Source organism: Novosphingobium sp. FG90, from assembly GCF_057808725.1.
Genome location: NZ_JBMDIO010000004.1, coordinates 76605 through 93775, shown reverse-complemented (window position 1 = coordinate 93775; position 17171 = coordinate 76605). Strand labels below are relative to the sequence as shown.

Sequence of the window (17171 nt, the reverse complement as noted above, 5' to 3'; positions counted from 1 at the left end):
GACGCGACGTGACACGGTCGTCGTCCTCGCCCAAAAGAAAAAGGGGGAGGAACCCTGCGGTTCCTCCCCCTTTCCTGTTTCCGTTGCCGGATGGCGTCGATCAGAAGCCCATGATGAGCGTAGCGCTGATCGCACGCGGCGAACCGAAGTTCACGAACGCATTGGTCGAGCTCGACAGAGTGTCGAGACCGCCGCTGAACGAACCGACGTAGTACTTGTCGAACAGGTTCGTCACGTTGAGCTGGATCTCGCTCTTGGCAAGGCCCAGGCTCTCCAGCTTGTAGCGCAGGTTGAGGTCTACCACGGTGTAGCTCTTGAACTTGGCGCCCGGGAAGACGGTGGCCGGAGTACGACCGTCGTTCACCGTCTGGATTTCGCCGTTGATGTCGTTCAGGAAGCGCGAGCCGGTGTACTTGGCCTGAGCGCCGAACTGGAAGTCACCCAGATCGAGCTGCGCGCGACCACCGAACAGCCATTCAGGAGCGGCACGCTCACGCTTGCCGGCGGTGCGCAGGTAGTTGACGGTGGAGGTGACGCCGTTGACCGTGTTGGTAACGCCGTAGCACAGCCCAGCACGAGCGATGTCGCTGGCCGGAGCACAGGAGCTGGTGACCACGTCATCCTGGATTTCCGACTTGATCCACGAACCGAAGGCATAGAGCGATAGCGGCTGGATCGGACGGACCGAGACGCTGGCGTCGATGCCGTACTTCTTAACCTTGCCCAGGTTGGTGTCGGTCGCGTTGCCGTCGATGTCATACGCCGTGACGAGACGGTTGTTGTACGACGAGTACCAGCCGGTCAGCGCAGCCTGGACCACCGGCGTCGAGTAACGCAGGCTCAGGTCAAAGCTGTCCGAGGTTTCCGGGGTGCGGTACGACGAGGGATCGTTCGCCGGGAAGTAGAACGAGTTGTACAGCGTGTCGGTGCTCGGAACCGAGAGGTTCTTCGAATAGCTGCCCGCGATGCTGACTTCCGGGGTGATGCGGAAGGTGGCGCCGACGTTGGGCAGGATCTTGTCGTAGTTCAGCTTGCGCGACTGCGGCAGTGCGGCGCCTGTCGCCTTGCCCGTGGTCGCATTGTAGACATACGGGTTGGCAGCGGCATAGGCCGCAGCCTGGTCGGCCGGAACGCAGTTCACGAACGCGCCGGAGCTGCCGCCGGTGCTGGTGGTGAAGCAGTTCTGGTTGAGGTCGCGCTTGAAGAACGGCGCGGCGACGCCGAGCTGAACCGTGAGGGCTTCGTCGAAGAAGCGGCCGAGGTATTCCGCCGCGACCTTGTGAAGGGTGGCGTAGGAATTACGATCGCGCTTCTGCAGGACGTTGCCGGCATCGTCGGTCAGCGGATCGTTGATCGGGAACACGTCGAAGGGCTCACCGTTGGCCTTCAGGAAGCCCGCCGCGCCGGTCTGGCGGTGATGCGCGCGATCGAACGAGTACGACAGACGAACGCGGTTCGTGTCGTTGATTTCGTAGGCCAGGTTGGTGATCGCAACATAGCGGTTGGTCTTGGTCTGGCTCGGCTGCAGCAGGGTCACGCGGTCGAGCAGATCACCATCGCCGTTGAGGTCGCGGCCGAAGTAGAAGCTGCCGCCATAGTTGCCGGTGCCGGTGAAGCCATTTGCGGTGTACTCACGCTCGTAGGCACCGGTCGTGCCGCCGCCGTTGGCCTTGGTGTACTGATAGGCCGCATCGACTGACAGGGTCAGCTTTTCGGTCAGGTGAAACAGCGAGGCAAAGCGCACGTTGCCGGTATTCGACGGGTTGTAGCGACGCTCGAACGAGGTGCCGCAGCTGTTGGTCGCGTCTGCGACGCCGGGGTTGGCTGCAGCTACGGTACAGGGATAGCCGCCGTCGATCTCGTAGAAGCGAGCCGACTTGTCACCGGTGAAGGCCGAAGCGCGCAGCGGCGAACCGCCGAAGTTATTGCGGTTTTCGTTGTAGTGACCGGCAATCGACACGAAGTCGCCGTTGTCGCCGATCGGCTGGTAGATCTTGGTGTTGAACTGCTTCTTCTCGACCTTGCCGTAGTTGGCGAAGGCAGCGCCGTTGCGGGCATACGAACCGGTGAAGTAGGCGCGCAGACCGCTGGAGGTCAGATCGCCGGTTTCAACCTTTGCGAACATGCGCTGGTACGAACGGTCCGAGCCGCCCGAACCATCGGCCACCACGTCACCGTAGGACATGCTGGTCATCACGCCGAACTGCTCGTCGGGAACCTTGGTGTTGATGTTGACGGTGCCGCCGACTGCAGCCGCGGTCGGGCTGTCGACGTCGGTGGAGCCGAGGTTGACGTTGACGCGCTCGATGATTTCACCATCGACCTGCTGGTTCGAATAGACTGCGTAGTTACCCGAATCGTTCAGCGGAATGCCGTCGAATGTCTGCGAGATACGGCTCGAATCGAAACCGCGGATGGTGAACGAACCGCCCGACGAACCCCAGGGGTCGTTGTTCGTGAAGCTGACGCCAGGAACCAGGTTGATGATCTCGTTGACCGACTGGCCGGCGCGCTGTGCACCGATGATTTCCTGACCGATCTCGACCTTCGCCTTGGGCGAATCGGGCGTGCGGACGCCGGCAATGCCTTCGCCGATGTGCGTGCCGGTGACGATGATGGTGTTGTCGAAGTCGGCCGAACCGGTCGACTGGGCGAAGGCGGGAACCGCGATGAAGGCGGCGCCGACGGCGATGGTGCTGGTCGCCGTGGAGAGGAGGGAGGTGAGTTTCATTCTATGCCCCTGATCTTGTCAGACTGGAGTGATCACAATGTGCGACGAACGCTTGAGCCCGGCCGCATTTGCTGCGGCTGCTAAGAGCAGCGGGATATGACAACTTTCTGACGGTGAGGACTCAAATGCGTGCGCGAACGCGAAATTTTGTGACACAGACGTAACACAACACGCTTTACCGCAAAAAATTGCATATATTTCAATATATTGCAGGATACATGCGATATTGCACTGCGGCATAAATGTCACGTGGAACCGAAAGTGTTGTTGCGCCCGCAACAGGGCAAAAATGTAATGCAAGCGTGATGTTACGTCATAGCTTGATGGCGATGGGGGGCTCGTGGCACTGCACGGCCATGGGCGCAGGTCATCATCACCATCATCACGGCCATGGTCATCATCATGGCCACGGACATCATCACGCACATGCGGCGCCGGCCAATCCCGGCCGCGCTTTCGCCATCGCCGTCTCGCTCAACCTCGTCTTCGTGATCGCCGAGGTGATCGCAGGTTTTGTCAGCGGCTCCATGGCGCTGATGGCCGATGCCGGGCACAACCTTTCGGACGTACTGTCGCTGGCGCTGGCGTGGGCGGCGGCCGTGCTTTCGGCCCGCCCACCCTCGGAGCGGTTCACTTACGGACTCAAGAGCTCTTCGATCCTGGCCGCGATCGCCAATGCGGCGCTGTTGTGGGTGGCGATCGGTGCGATCCTGGTCGAGACGGTGCGCCGCCTTGCAGATCCCGAGCCGGTCGGCGGCACCACGATGATGATCGTCGCGGGAATCGGCATCGCGGTGAACGGGCTTTCGGCACTGCTGTTCGCAAAAGGCTCGAAGTCAGACCTCAACTTGCGAGGCGCCTTCGTGCACCTCATGGCCGATGCGCTGGTCTCGGTCGGCGTCGTGCTGGCGGGGCTGCTGATCACCTGGACCGGTTGGGCGCTGGTCGATCCCGTCACCTCCCTCGTGATTACCGTCGTGATCGCATGGTCCAGCTGGGGCCTGCTGCGCGACTCGCTGCGCATGGGCATGCTCGGCGTTCCCGAAGGCATCGACGGCCCCCGCGTGCGCGCGTTCCTGGAAGCGCGGCCCGGTGTCGAGCGCGTCCACGACCTTCACATCTGGCCGATGAGCACGACCGAAACCGCCCTCACCGCCCACCTTGTCATGCCTGGCGGGCAGCCCGGCGACGGTTTCCTACATGCATTGGCGCATGACCTCGAACACGAGTTCGGCATCGGCCACCCGACCATCCAGATCGAGACCGACGATCACAGCCCCTGCGCCCTTGAAAGCGAGGCAGTCGTCTAGCTAGACGAATTCGTGCCGGGCGCCGAGGAAGTCCTCCGGCACGATCGCGAAACCCCGCGATATGCAGCCCTCGGCGGTCAGGCGCAGCTGCAGCTTTCCGGCGAAGTGTGCACTTGCCCGATCCGCATCGGCGACCTTCCAGACGAGCGCATAGATTCCGTTCTGCGCCCTCTGCAGGAACGTCCCGAGCGGCCCGGCCCGCGTATCGTCGGGCTGCACCCAGGCGACTCGCGTATCACCCAGGCGCACGAGCACCCGCCGTCCCGGCTGGGGCAGATCCGTGCGTGCATCGTCCAGCAGCTCCCCATCGACGACCTCGGTGAAGAAACGAAGCGCGGCGTCGATGTGGGCGGTGACGCAGGCGATGTGGTCAAGGCCCGACACGGTACAGTGATGCCCAGCCCCGACCCGCGAATCCCAGTTGTCGCGCTCCCACGGGTCGTTGGGCATCGGCAGTTCACACACTTCCAGGAGCACGCCGCCGGTCGATTCCGGCTTCACGAAGAAGAACACGCCGTAATCGCTGGCGACCGTGCACCCGGCCTCACGAAAGGCGGCGCTGGCGGCCTTGCCGTCGGCGACCTTGATCTCGAAGGAATGGAACGCCTGCCCGATCCGGGCGAACTGGCGGGCAAAGGGCTTGGCGAGATCATCGACATGGCGCGGCGCCATCGGCTCGACCATGTGGTCGGTGACGTAAAGCAATGCCGCATCGCGGTCCTCGGCGGGAAAGTAGTTCTCGGCGAAGACCAGCCCGCCCAGCGCATCCTGATAGAGCGCTCGCGCCGCGTGAATGTCGCCGACCGCGTGGATCGTATGGATTATCCGCGAAACCGGAATGCGCGCGGCCATCTGTCTCTCCCCTGCCTTTTCCGGCAGAGTGCGGATGCCCGCGAGGAATGCCAAGCCGAAGGCCGCGCGTCCCGGCGATATCACTCCGCCGCGAACGAAAAGGGCCGCCCACCTCTCGGCGGACGGCCCTTTTCGTTTTGCATCGACTGAGGCTTAAGCCGCAGCTTCCGCCTTGTCGCCCTTGAGCACGCGGACAGGTTCCTTGCGGCCCTCGACCACGTCCTTGTCGACGACGACTTCGGCTATGTCACGCTCGGTCGGCAGGTCGAACATGGTGTCGAGCAGCAGCCCTTCCACGATCGAACGCAGGCCGCGCGCGCCGGTCTTGCGCTCGATCGCCTTCTTGGCGATCGCCTCGAGCGCATCGTCGGTGAAGGTCAGCTCCACGTCTTCCAGCTCGAACAGGCGCGCATACTGCTTGACCAGCGCGTTCTTCGGCTCCTTGAGGATCTTGACCAGCGCCTCGATGTCGAGGTCGTTGAGGGTCGCGATCACCGGCAGGCGGCCGACGAATTCGGGGATCAGGCCGAACTTGAGGAGATCCTCCGGCTCCGCCTTCTGGAGCAGTTCGCCCACGCGGCGCTTGTCCGGATCGGCGACATGCGCGCCGAAACCGATCGAGCGCTTCTGCAGGCGGTCGGCGATGATCTTGTCAAGGCCCGCGAAAGCGCCGCCGCAGATGAACAGGATGTTGGTCGTGTCCACCTGCAGGAATTCCTGCTGCGGATGCTTGCGGCCACCCTGCGGCGGAACCGAGGCGGTCGTGCCTTCCATCAGCTTGAGCAGCGCCTGCTGCACGCCCTCACCGGAAACGTCGCGCGTGATCGACGGGTTCTCGGCCTTGCGGCTGATCTTGTCGATCTCGTCGATGTAGACGATGCCCTGCTGCGCCTTCTCGACGTTGTAGTCGGAAGCCTGCAGCAGCTTGAGGATGATGTTCTCCACGTCCTCGCCCACGTAACCGGCTTCGGTCAGCGTGGTGGCGTCGGCCATGGTGAACGGCACGTCGAAGGTGCGCGCCAGCGTCTGCGCCAGCAGCGTCTTGCCCGAACCGGTCGGCCCGACGAGCAGGATGTTCGACTTCGACAGTTCGACGTCGCCCTGCTTGCCGCTGTGCTTGAGGCGCTTGTAATGGTTGTGGACAGCCACCGACAGGACGCGCTTGGCGCGTTCCTGGCCGATCACATAGTCGTTCAGCATCTCGCAGATGTCGCGCGGGGAGACGATCTCGCCTTCCTTGCGACCGGCAATGCCCGCCTTGGTTTCTTCGCGGATGATGTCGTTGCAAAGCTCGACACATTCGTCGCAGATGAAAACCGTAGGCCCCGCGATCAGCTTGCGCACTTCGTGCTGCGACTTGCCGCAGAAGCTGCAGTAAAGGGTGCTTTTCGCGTCAGATCCGCTCAATTTCGTCATTTTCCGTCTTTAGCCTCCAACCGAGGCGACTCGCTCACTCTAGCCCGTCAAGGACCGGTTTTGCAATCCTACCGCCAAATGCTTGACGGAGACTGAAGGCCCCGGTCCCGCTTCAGGACGTTACGCCTCCGCCGGCTTGTCGGCGTCGGGGCGGGTTTCGAAGACCTTGTCGACGAGGCCGAATGCCAGCGCTTCGTCGGCTTCGAGGAAAGTGTCGCGGTCCATCGCCTTCTCGATATCGTCGAGCGACTTGCCGGTGTACTTCACGTAGAGATCGTTCAGGCGGCGGCGCATGCGCAGGATTTCGCGGGCCTGAATCTCGATGTCGCTGGCCATGCCCTGCGCGCCGCCCGAGGGCTGGTGGACCATGATGCGCGCATTCGGCAGCGCGATGCGCATGCCCGGTTCGCCGGCGGCGAGCAGGAAGCTGCCCATCGAGGCGGCCTGGCCGATGCACACGGTCGAGACGCGCGGCTTGATGTACTGCATGGTGTCGTGGATCGCCATGCCGGCCGTCACCACGCCGCCCGGCGAGTTGATGTACATCGAGATGTCCTTGGTCGGGTTCTCCGATTCCAGGAACAGCAGCTGCGCGACGATGAGCGAGGCCATGTGGTCTTCCACCTGGCCGGTGATGAACACGATGCGCTCACGCAGCAGGCGCGAATAGATGTCGAACGAACGTTCGCCGCGGCTGGTCTGCTCGACGACCATCGGCACGAGTGCGCCCGTCACGGGATCGGTGGTGAACTTTCCTTGGGCGTTCGAAGCGCCGAACAGGTCGAGCATGGGAGTCCTCTTTGCGATTTTGCCCCGCCTATGTCGCGTGGCAATGCGCGATGTTCAAGGGGGTTAACCTATCAGGCGTGAATGGACGGGGGAGAAGCCGCTGGAGGCGCCGCCCGGGGTGCATAAGGTGGCTGGGTTTACACGGTTTACACGGTCCAGGGGGAGAAGGTTTCACCTTGGAGCCTAAAAGTGTCACCTTGCCGGGGTAAGACGACACTTTTCGCGCGTGATGTGTCACCTTGTGAGGCTGAGGTGTAACCTTGCGGTGTAACCTTGTGCGGTGTGGGGCGATCGGATGGGGCATCGGCGCAATCTACCGGTGCCGACCGCGTGTAGGAAAGCCGGCCTTCGGCAAGCGCCCCGTTGCGGTCATTAATAAGCCAGCTAAAATATCGACCTGTCGGAAAAACATGAGGCGATATTGGGTGGAATTTTCTTCCAGATGACACACGAGCGCGCGCGGTTTTGGCTAACCGTAATTGGAATCATACCGCCAATCATATCATTTAACTTACCTATATTAACGTTTCTGTTTGCGCCCGAATACACTCCGCTCAGCGTTCTGGCGTTACTCGTAAGCATGCCATTGATGCTGCTTGGGCAAGCAGCGTTTACTATCACAAGGCTCTTTTGGAACTGCGGTGAGTGCGGCAAGCGTTATTTTTCGTTGTTTATGCCTTACTGGCCTTTCGACAGGGACTGCCAGAACTGTCATTTGCCTAATTGAGACTGTATTGTCCGCTAGCCACCCAAACCCACCGTCACCCTGAACTTGTTTCAGGGTCCATCAGGCCGATAGCTAAGGTTTGTGATTAACAAACCGAGACGGCGATTTGCGGCACTACGCTTCAGCACAAACCGCCCGATGGATCCTGAAACGAGTTCAGGATGACGTAGCCCCTCGGGACAGGTCTAACTTCCCACCCCGTGCCGTCATCCCCTCCCCCGCATCAAAAAAGCCACAATGGGCGCTGGCACCGCCCCCCCGCTTCCGCCATCGTGCTGCGCTCCACCCCGCCGGGAGCCTTTTCCGTGAACCGCCCTTCCATCCTCACCCTCGGCCTGCTCGCCGCCTTTCCGCATCCCGCCGCCGCACAGGAGACACCGGAAACCTACCTCAAGCGGATCGAGGCGATCGACGACAGCGGCCCGGCAATCCACGCCGTCGTGGCCGTGGCCCCGCCGGAATCGCTGGCCATCAAGGGCAAAGGCCCGCTCGCCGGGCGCGCGGTGCTGATCAAGGACAACATCGAGACGCGCGACATGCCCACCACGGCGGGCAGCCTCGCGCTGAAGGATAACGCCACGGGCCGCGACGCCCCGCTGGTGGCAAAGCTGCGCGGCGCGGGCGCGGTGATCCTGGGCAAGACCAACCTCTCCGAATGGGCCAACTTCCGGGGCGATCACTCGTCGAGCGGCTGGAGCGCGGTCGGCAGGCAGACGAGGAACCCTTACGCGCTCGATCGCAGCCCTTGCGGCTCGTCCTCGGGCAGCGGCGCGGCGGTGGCGGCGGGGATGGCCTGGGCGGCGATCGGTACGGAGACCGACGGCTCGATCACCTGCCCGGCCTCGGTGATGGGCCTCGTGGGGTTCAAGCCCACGGTCGGCCTCGTCAGCCGCACCCATATCGTGCCGATCAGCTCTAGCCAGGATACCGCCGGGCCGATGGCCTGGACAGTCGCCGACGCCGCGCTGCTGCTCAATGCGATTGCTGGCAGTGACCCCGCCGACCCGGCCACGGCCGAGGCGAACCGACACAAGCCCGATTTCACGGTGGGCCTCGGCAAAGTCAGCCTCAAGGCCGTGCGCGTCGGCGTGCTGCGTCGTCAGGTGGGCACAATGCCCGCGCTCACCGCCCTGTTCGAGACCGCGCTCGACGACATGAAGCGCAATGGCGCGCAAGTCGTCGAGATCGACTTCCAGCCCGATGCGCAACTGGGCAAGGCCGAATTCACGGTCATGCTCCACGAATTCCGCGAGGGCGTGAATGCCTATCTGGCCGGAACGCCCGCCACGATCCCGGCGCGCGACCTCACCGGGCTGATCGCCTTCAACAAGGCCCACGCCGCCGAGGAACTGCGCTGGTACGGGCAGGAGACGTTCGAGAAGGCCCTCGCCGCCACCGATGACGCCGCTTACGCCAAGGCCCGCGATGACGCGCGGCGCCTCGCCGGGGCCGAGGGGATCGACGCCCTGCTCAGGAAGTACGACGTCGATGTGCTCGTCGCGCCGACGACCAGCCCGGCCTGGCCGATCGACCCTGTGCTGGGCGACAACTTCGTCGACGTCGGCGCCGGATCGCTGGCGGCGATCGCGGGCTATCCGCACCTCTCGGTGCCGATGGGCACGGTCGAGGGGTTACCGGTGGGGATTTCGTTCATGGCCGGGAAATGGGACGATGCCAAAGTGCTGCGGATCGGCGCCGCCTACGAACGGTCGCGCAGCGCGAAACTGACCGCTCCGGCCTTACGCAACTGGGCGCAATAGGACGAAAACGGGACGATCGGGACGCGCGCCGCGACGATAGTGACTGGCGGGCGCCCCAATCTTGAGCCATCGTGCCAGTTCCCGCATCGCAGGAGACCCTGTGTACCGATCGACGTTGCTAGCCGTAAGTGCAATCGTTTCCATGGCGCCTGTCGCCGCCTTCGCCGACACCCCTCGCGAACTGCTGACGACCGCTGCGTTCCAGACCGCGACCAAACCGCAGGCGCTCAAGTTGGTGGCGCAGGCGATCACGGCGTCGGAGAAGATCCTCGCCGCCCGCCCCGGCGATCACGAGGCCACGCTGCAACGGGCCATCGCCATAGGTTATCGCGGCAAGCTGACGCGCAGCCGGAGCGACGTGCGCGCCTCGCTCGACATATTCCAAAAGCTGGCGACGCAGAACCCGCGCGATGCCGAGGCACAGATGGTGATCGCGGGATGGCACCTTGGAGCGGTGGACGAACTCGGCGGGTTCCTTGCGCGCACGGCGCTGGGCGCGCGGGCCTCGGCCGGAGAAACCGCGCTTGCGAAGGCGGTGGCGCTCGGCGGCGACCGGGCGTTCTACCCCGGCCTCGCCGCGCTGCTGCAGATCCGCAACGACCCCAGCGACATCGCGCAGGCAAGGCGCTGGGCCGAAGCCGCCGCGACCGGACAGGCGGCGACTCCGCTCGACGCCCTGATGAAGCGCGCGGCGCTCTCCGTGCTGCCCTCGCTGCGGGCGAACAACGGCAAGGCGGCGGCGGAACTGGCGCGCAAGCTGGTGCCGTTCGGGAAGATCGGGGACTGATGACGGCCCGAGGTCGCGGTCGGGCTTCGACAAGCTCAGCCTGAGCGGGGTTGAGGTTCGCCCCGCGTTTCGCTCGCGCTTATTTGCCCTCGATTCCGCTCAGCCTGAGCTTGCCGAAGGCCCCTCGTCCGAACACAAAAAGGCCCGGCGCATCGCTGCACCGGGCCTTTTCGCTATCGGTCGAACCGCAAAGGAAGGATCAGTCCTCCTTGGCAGCGGCCTTCTTCTTGGCAGGCGCCTTCTTGGCGGGCTTCGCTTCGTCGGCCGGAGCCTCTTCAGTGGCCTCGTCCTTCTTGGCGGCGGCCTTCTTGGCGGGAGCCTTCTTCGGCTTTTCCTCGGCGGCAGCTTCGTCGGCTGCGGCTTCGTCCTTCTTGGCAGCCTTCTTGGCCGGAGCCTTCTTCGGCTTCGCCTCGGCAGCGGGCTTCTCGCCGTCGGCGTCGGCTTCGATCGCGGCCTGCAGTTCGTCGCGGGTCACTTCGCGCTCGGTGACTTCGGCCTTCTCGATGAGGAAGTCGACGACCTTGTCCTCATAGAGCGGGGCGCGCAGCTGGGCGGCCATCATCGGATCCTGCTGCACGTACTGGACGAAGCGCTGGCGGTCTTCCGGGCGGTACTGCGACGCGGCCTGCGAGACCAGCATCGACATTTCCTGCTGGGTCACTTCGACACCGTTGGCCTGGCCGATTTCCGACAGGAGAAGGCCCAGACGCACGCGGCGCTCGGCGATCTTGCGGTAGTCGTCCTTCTCGGCCTCGATCTCTTCGAGAGCGGCAGCCGGGTCTTCCTCGTTCTGCGCTTCCTGGATCAGCTGCTGCCAGATCTGCGAGAATTCGGCTTCCACCATGGTCGGCGGCACGTCGAAGTCATGGCCGGCGGCCAGCTGGTCGAGCAGCGAGCGCTTCATGGCGGTGCGGGTCAGGCCGGCAGTTTCCTGCTCCAGCTGGCCGCGCAGCAGGCCCTGCAGCTGCTCCAGGCTCTCAAGGCCCAGTTCCTTGGCGAAGTCGTCGTCGAGCTTCGATTCGGCGGGAGCCTTCACTTCGTGGACGACGATGTCGAAGGTGGTTTCCTTGCCGGCGAGGTTCTCGGCCGGGTAGTCCTCGGGGAAGGTCACGGTGATGGTGCGCTCGTCACCGGCCTTGGCGCCGCCCAGCTGCTCTTCGAAGCCGGGGATGAAGCGACCCGAACCGATCACCAGCGGAGCCTTCTCGGCCTTGCCGCCTTCGAACTCGACGCCGTCGAGCTTGCCGGTGAAGTCGATGATCAGCTGGTCGCCGTCAGCGGCCGCGCCGTCCTTGGTCTCGAAGCGCTGCTGCTGCTTGGCGATGTTCTCGACCGCTTCGGTGACGGCTTCGTCCGAGACGGGCACGGTCAGCTTGTCGAGCTTCAGGCCGTCGAGCGAGGGCGCGGCGATGGTGGGCAGGATTTCGAGGCTGACGGTCAGTTCGGCGTCCTTGCCCTCTTCGTAGCCGTCGGTCAGCTTGACGTCGGGGTTCATGGCGGGGCGCAGGGCGTTGTCGGCCACCAGCTTGTCCATGGCTTCACGGATCGAGGTGTTCAGCGCTTCCTGGTGGATCGCCGGGCCGTGCAGCTTCTTGACGAGGTTCGCGGGAACCTTGCCGGCGCGGAAGCCGGGCATCTTCACCTGCGGGGCGATCTTCTTGACCTCACCCTCGACCTTCGAGGTGATCGTGGCGGCGGGGATGGTGACCGTGTAGGCGCGCTTCAGGCCCTCGTTGGTCGTCTCGACAATCTGCATTTCGATGCCTTCCTGTGCAATCCAAAGGGCCTCTCGGCCAGCATTACCTTGGCCTACCCTCGCACAGGTGACGGATTGGTGCGGGCGAAGGGACTCGAACCCCCACATCTTTCGATACTGGTACCTAAAACCAGCGCGTCTACCAATTCCGCCACGCCCGCATGAGTGTAGCCTGAAACTCAAGGGACGGGCCATTAATGGCAGCCGGAGAAAAGGGCAAGTGCGACGAGTCGCTATGCTGTCACGGAACGGATCGTGCCTGCGCTGGGTTATGTGTGCGAGGGGGCGAGAGGAGCGAGATCAACATGGCCACCCAGCCACCCGTCTACAGCCCCGGCGACACGCCTGCGGAAATCCCGACGCCCGGAAATGACCCGGGTGTGCCCGGCGGTCCGGACGAGACGCCGCCGCAGGGTCCGGACTTCGATCAGCCCGATGAGGCGCCGGTGGAACTGCCGCCGCCGGATTGAGCCTCATTTCGTCATTGCGAGCGAAGCGAACCAATCCAGGGCAGTGTTTTGCCGCCCTGGTTTGGTTCGCTTCGGTCGCAATGACGAGAGGTTGGGAGCGAGGAGGGAAAAGCGGGAACGGGGAAGGATACCCCAACCCCGCTCGCCCTGAGCTTGTCGAAGGGCCGCGCGCTGTCCTGTCCGCCTACTTCCACCCCGCCAGCCGCGCGAGCATCGCCACGGTCGAACCCTCACCCACCGGCTTCGCCACCGCGCGATAGTCCGGCCCGGCCGCACAGGCGAGGCAGTACGCCTGCACGCCCTGCGCGCCCAGCACACCGTCGAGCCGCGCCACCGCCTGCGCCATCTGCAGCCGCTGACGCTGCGCCACCAGCCCGGCGAAGTCGTAAGCCGCCGCCTGTTCCTGCGAACCGGACGTCATGCTCTGCACGAAGGCGCTGAACGAATCCTCCGGTTCCTCCAAATAGACCGCCTGCCACTTGCCGTTGCCCACGCCGCCCAGCTTCGCCGCATAGGCGAGCGCGTCATCCAGCCCGCCCATCTGGTCGACGAGACCGAGCCGCTGCCCGTCCGCACCCGGCCACACGCGGCCCTGAGCGATCACGTCGACCTGCTGCGGCGTCTTGCCGCGCGCCTTGCCGACGATGCCGAGGAACTTGCCGTAGATGCTCTCGACCGAGCCCTGCAGCATCGCCTCCACCTCCGGCGTGAAGCCGCCGAGAATGTCCGGCTGCCCGGCCAGCGGCGTGGAACGCACCCCGTCGCTGGTCACGCCGAAGTCCGCCAGCGTCTTCTCGAAGCTGGGCACGAAGGCGAAGACGCCGATCGAGCCGGTGATCGTCGCGGGTTCCGCGAACACGCGCTGGCCGGGCGTCGAGACCCAGTACCCGCCGCTCGCCGCCATCGTGCCCATCGACACCACGACCGGGATCTTGGCATCGCGCCAGCGCTGGATCGCGCGGCGGATACGCTCCGACGCCATGACCGAGCCTCCCGGCGAATCGATCCGCACGACCAGCGCCTTCATGCCTTCTTCGCGGTTCTCGTCGAGCAGCGCGGCGATGCGGTCGCCGCCCGCCGTGCCGGGACCGGCATCACCGTCGACGATCTCTCCGGCGATGGTGACGACGCCGATCTTGGCGCCCTCCCCCTTCACCGGGTTCGCCGCCAGCCAGGTCGCCAGCCCGGTATGCGCGTAGTCCGGCGCGTCCTTGTCCGAATGGCCGATCGTGGTTTCGCCCACCAGTTTCTCGACGCGGGCCTCGAACTCGGTCTGGTCGCCGATGCGGTCGATCAGGCCCGCCGCCTTCGCGGCCTCGGCCATGTCGTTGCCGTGGGCCTTGTTCCAGCCGACCGGGTCCGCGACCATGCGATCGAGCTGCGCTTTGGGCCGCACCTTCGCGATCTCGGCGCGCAGGGCGTTCCACTGCGAATCGAGGATCAGCTTGAAGTCCTCGCGCGCCTCGGGCGAGAGATCGGTGCGCATGTAGGGCTCGACCGCCGACTTGTAGGTGCCGACGCGGTAGACATGCGCGTTGACTCCGTACTTGTCGAAAAGACCCTTGTAGAACTGCAGGTTGCCGCCCGGTCCCGCCACGAAGGCGCCGCCCATCGGATCGACCCAGGCCTCGCTGGCGTGGGCCGCCAACTGCACACCGTCGTCGGCATAGAGATTGGCAAACGTCAGCACCGGCTTGCCCGCCTTGCGCACTTCGTCGATGGCCGCGCCGATATCGTGCAGGTGGACGTAGCGCCCGCCCATGAAGCGCGAGAGATCGAGGACGACTGCCTTAATCCGCTTGTCGCTCGCCGCCAGCCGCAGCGCGCGCTCGACGTCGCGGGCCTGGAATTCGTGGACCTGCTCGCCCCCGGAAGTCAGCAGCTGGAGCGGATCGACCTTGCTCTTTTCCTCGACCACGGTGCCGTCGAGTTCGAGCAGCAACGCCCCGTTCTCCACCTTGCCGCCGACCGGCCGCGCCGAGAGCGCGGCGTAGATCACTCCGAAGAAAGCCAGCAGGAACAGCAGCGCCAGCGCGTCCTTCACGGCGACCAGCAACTTCCAGACCTTGCGCGCGAATCTCATGTATCGACCTGCCTTTCGCATACAGCCTTACCTGCTGCAGTGCGGGATAGGAAAGAGGCGGGCACCAAAGCGGTTCCATTCCTTTTCCCGGCGGGGGAGGAATGACCGGATCGCCCTTGCCCAGCCCCGCCCTCCCGCCTATGGCGTGGTCTTTAATGACACCTCCAGAATACACCTATCCGGCAGGCGCCCTCGCCTTTCCGCATCGCGGCCTCACGGGCATCGCAGGGCTAGCCCCGCACCAGATCTGGTTCCTGCTCGACGAGGCGGAACAGTGGGTCGAGATGAACCGGGGCGCGCAGAAGCGGGTCGAGCTGCTCTCCGGCCTCACCATCATCAACGCCTTCTTCGAGAACTCGACGCGCACGCTTCTGAGCTTCGAGATCGCGGGCAAGCGCCTCGGCGCCGACGTGGTGAACATGGCCGTCGCCACCTCCAGCGTGAAGAAGGGCGAGACCCTGATCGACACGGCGATGACGCTCAACGCCATGCGCGCCGACGCCATCGTCATCCGCCATGCCTCCTCGGGCGCAGTGCAGCTGATCGCCGACAAGGTGGACTGCCCGGTGCTCAACGCCGGTGACGGGCAGCACGAACACCCGACGCAGGCGCTGCTCGATGCGCTGACGATCCGGCAGGCCAAGCGCGCCTTCAACGGCCTGCGGGTGACGATCTGCGGCGATATCCTGCACAGTCGCGTGGCGCGTTCGAACATCCTGTGCCTCGCCTCGCTAGGCGCCGACGTGCGGGTCTGCGCGCCGCCCGCGCTGATGCCCGCCGACATCGAGCAGATGGGCGTGACGGTGTTCCACGACTTCGACGCAGCGCTGAAAGGCGCGGACGTGGTCATGATGCTGCGGCTGCAGATGGAGCGCATGGAAGGCCAGTTCATCCCCTCCCCGCGCGAATACCGCCACCTCTACGGGCTGACGCTCGACCGGCTGGAACTGGCCGAATCGAACGCGCTGGTCATGCACCCGGGTCCGATGAACCGCGGCGTCGAGATCGACAGCAACGTCGCCGACCATGTGGAGCGCTCGATGATCACCACGCAGGTGGAAATGGGCGTGGCGATCCGCATGGCCTGCCTCGATGCCCTCACCCGAAAAGGCCGCAAGATGGAGGGCTGGGCATGAGCCTTCACGCACCCCTTACCGTCACCAATGGCCGCGTGCTGCTGGCCGACGGCTCGATCCAGACCGGCGCGGTGCGCTGCGAAGGCGGGTTCATCACCGCGATCGGCGCCGACGTCGCCCCGCAGGACGGCGACACCGTGCATGACGCGCGCGGCCAGATCGTCGCGCCGGGTCTCGTCGACATCGGCGTCTTCGCGATCGACAAGCCCGCGTTCCACTTCGGCGGGATCACCCGCGCCGCGCTGATGCCCGACCAGAACCCGCCGCTCGACGTCTCGGCGCGGGTGCGCTTCGCGGCGCAGTCGGGCAAGCCGGACTTCTGGGTCCACCCGCTCGCCGCCGCGACGCAGGGGCTGGAGGGCAAGGCGCTCGCCGAGATCGCGATGATGCGCGATGCCGGTGCGCGCGCGGTCTGCACCGGGCGACGCTGGATCGGCGATTCGGGCACGATGCTGCGCTTGCTGCAGTACACCGGGATGCTGGGCATGGTCGTCATCGCCCATGCCGAGGACGCCGGGATCGTCGGCAATGCCGTCGCCACGGCGGGCGAGATGGCGACCCGTCTGGGCCTCCCCAGCGCGCCTGCGCAGGCGGAAGCGCTCGCCATCGCCCGTGACATTGCACTGGCCGAGATGGCTAGTGCCGCGATCCACTTCCGCAACGTGACGACCGCTGCGGGTCTGGAACTGGTGCGCGCGGCCAAGGCACGTGGGCTGAAGGTGACAGCGGGTGTCAGCCCGGCCTACTTCATGCTCTCCGACCTTGCGATCGGGGCGTTCCGCACCTTCACCCACCTCTCGCCCGCGCTGCGCTGCGAGGCGGACCGCCGCGCCGTCGTCGCCGCAATCGCCGACGGCACCATCGACTTGATCGCCTCGGGCCACGATCCGCGCGGACCGGAGGACAAGCGCCTGCCGTTCAGCGATTCGGCCCCCGGCATGGCGGGCGCGGAGACGCTGCTGCCGCTGACGATGAGCCTCGTGCGCGACGGCGTGATCGACATGGCCCGCGCCTTCGAACTGATCGCAGGCAATCCGGCGAAGCTGCTGGGTGTGAATGCAGGTGCGCTGGCAGTCGGTGCAGAGGCGGACATCGCGGTGCTCGATCCCGAGCGGCCGTGGATCGTCAATTCGGACAAGATGGCCGCCGCTGCGGGCAACACCCCGTTCGACCGCCAGCCGGTGCAGGGCCGCGTCCTCGCACTGTTCAAGGGCGGCGTCGCGGTGCGAATGAAGAAGACCGGCGGGTAAACCACCCCCTCCTTTCGTCATTGCGAGCGTAGCGAAGCAATCCAGGGCGGCGTCCGACAGACCTGGATTGCTTCGCTACGCTCGCAATGACGAAGTGAAGAGTA

General features: G+C 65.0%; 12 protein-coding genes and 1 tRNA gene. 6 read left to right on the top strand and 7 right to left on the bottom strand.

What is annotated here, in order from left to right; genetic code table 11:
- Positions 1-100: 100 nt before the first annotated feature.
- Positions 101-2731, bottom strand: a complete 2631-nt coding sequence (locus ACODRZ_RS05215; RefSeq protein ID WP_488969883.1) for a TonB-dependent receptor — start codon at positions 2729-2731, stop codon at positions 101-103.
- 356 nt (positions 2732-3087) lie between these two features.
- Between ACODRZ_RS05215 and ACODRZ_RS05210 the strand changes: the two genes are divergently transcribed.
- Positions 3088-4041, top strand: coding sequence for a cation diffusion facilitator family transporter (locus ACODRZ_RS05210; RefSeq protein ID WP_488969962.1), 954 nt, complete (start codon positions 3088-3090; stop codon positions 4039-4041).
- Here ACODRZ_RS05210 and ACODRZ_RS05205 read toward each other — a convergent pair whose 3' ends face one another.
- The 3 genes from ACODRZ_RS05205 to clpP form a co-directional block, all read right to left on the bottom strand.
- Positions 4042-4893, bottom strand: a complete 852-nt coding sequence (locus ACODRZ_RS05205) for a VOC family protein (protein WP_488969884.1) — start codon at positions 4891-4893, stop codon at positions 4042-4044.
- Between the two features lie 153 nt (positions 4894-5046).
- Entirely contained in the window at positions 5047-6309 is a 1263-nt protein-coding gene (gene clpX / locus ACODRZ_RS05200) for an ATP-dependent Clp protease ATP-binding subunit ClpX (protein WP_330702008.1), read from the bottom strand.
- 120 nt (positions 6310-6429) lie between these two features.
- Positions 6430-7098 (bottom strand): ATP-dependent Clp endopeptidase proteolytic subunit ClpP, encoded by a 669-nt coding sequence (gene clpP, locus ACODRZ_RS05195; protein WP_488969885.1) that lies wholly within the window; start codon positions 7096-7098, stop codon positions 6430-6432.
- A 1032-nt stretch (positions 7099-8130) separates the two neighbouring features.
- Here clpP and ACODRZ_RS05190 point away from each other — a divergent pair.
- Positions 8131-9585, top strand: a complete 1455-nt coding sequence (locus ACODRZ_RS05190) for an amidase (protein ID WP_488969886.1) — start codon at positions 8131-8133, stop codon at positions 9583-9585.
- Between the two features lie 142 nt (positions 9586-9727).
- On the top strand, positions 9728-10372 hold the full coding sequence (locus tag ACODRZ_RS05185; protein ID WP_488969887.1) for a hypothetical protein: 645 nt from the start codon (positions 9728-9730) through the stop codon (positions 10370-10372).
- Positions 10373-10571: 199 nt separating this feature from the next.
- On the opposite strand, the gene tig is transcribed toward ACODRZ_RS05185, so the two are convergent.
- The gene (gene tig / locus ACODRZ_RS05180) at positions 10572-12128 is read right to left on the bottom strand and encodes a trigger factor (RefSeq protein WP_488969888.1); all 1557 of its coding nucleotides are present in this window, start codon (positions 12126-12128) and stop codon (positions 10572-10574) included.
- A 76-nt stretch (positions 12129-12204) separates the two neighbouring features.
- Positions 12205-12289, bottom strand: a tRNA-Leu gene (locus tag ACODRZ_RS05175).
- Between the two features lie 144 nt (positions 12290-12433).
- Here ACODRZ_RS05175 and ACODRZ_RS05170 point away from each other — a divergent pair.
- Complete coding sequence (locus ACODRZ_RS05170) at positions 12434-12598, top strand: hypothetical protein (RefSeq protein WP_172705199.1); 165 nt, start codon at positions 12434-12436, stop codon at positions 12596-12598.
- A 184-nt stretch (positions 12599-12782) separates the two neighbouring features.
- Here ACODRZ_RS05170 and sppA read toward each other — a convergent pair whose 3' ends face one another.
- Positions 12783-14681: a signal peptide peptidase SppA gene (gene sppA / locus ACODRZ_RS05165; protein ID WP_488969889.1), complete on the bottom strand. Its 1899-nt coding sequence runs from the start codon at positions 14679-14681 to the stop codon at positions 12783-12785.
- Positions 14682-14836: 155 nt separating this feature from the next.
- Here sppA and ACODRZ_RS05160 point away from each other — a divergent pair, with 155 nt between their 5' ends.
- Both ACODRZ_RS05160 and ACODRZ_RS05155 read left to right on the top strand, forming a co-directional pair.
- Positions 14837-15817 (top strand): aspartate carbamoyltransferase catalytic subunit, encoded by a 981-nt coding sequence (locus ACODRZ_RS05160; RefSeq protein WP_488969890.1) that lies wholly within the window; start codon positions 14837-14839, stop codon positions 15815-15817.
- Positions 15814-17067 (top strand): dihydroorotase, encoded by a 1254-nt coding sequence (locus tag ACODRZ_RS05155; protein ID WP_488969891.1) that lies wholly within the window; start codon positions 15814-15816, stop codon positions 17065-17067. Before ACODRZ_RS05160 ends, ACODRZ_RS05155 begins: the two co-directional genes overlap by 4 nt.
- Positions 17068-17171: the final 104 nt, after the last annotated feature.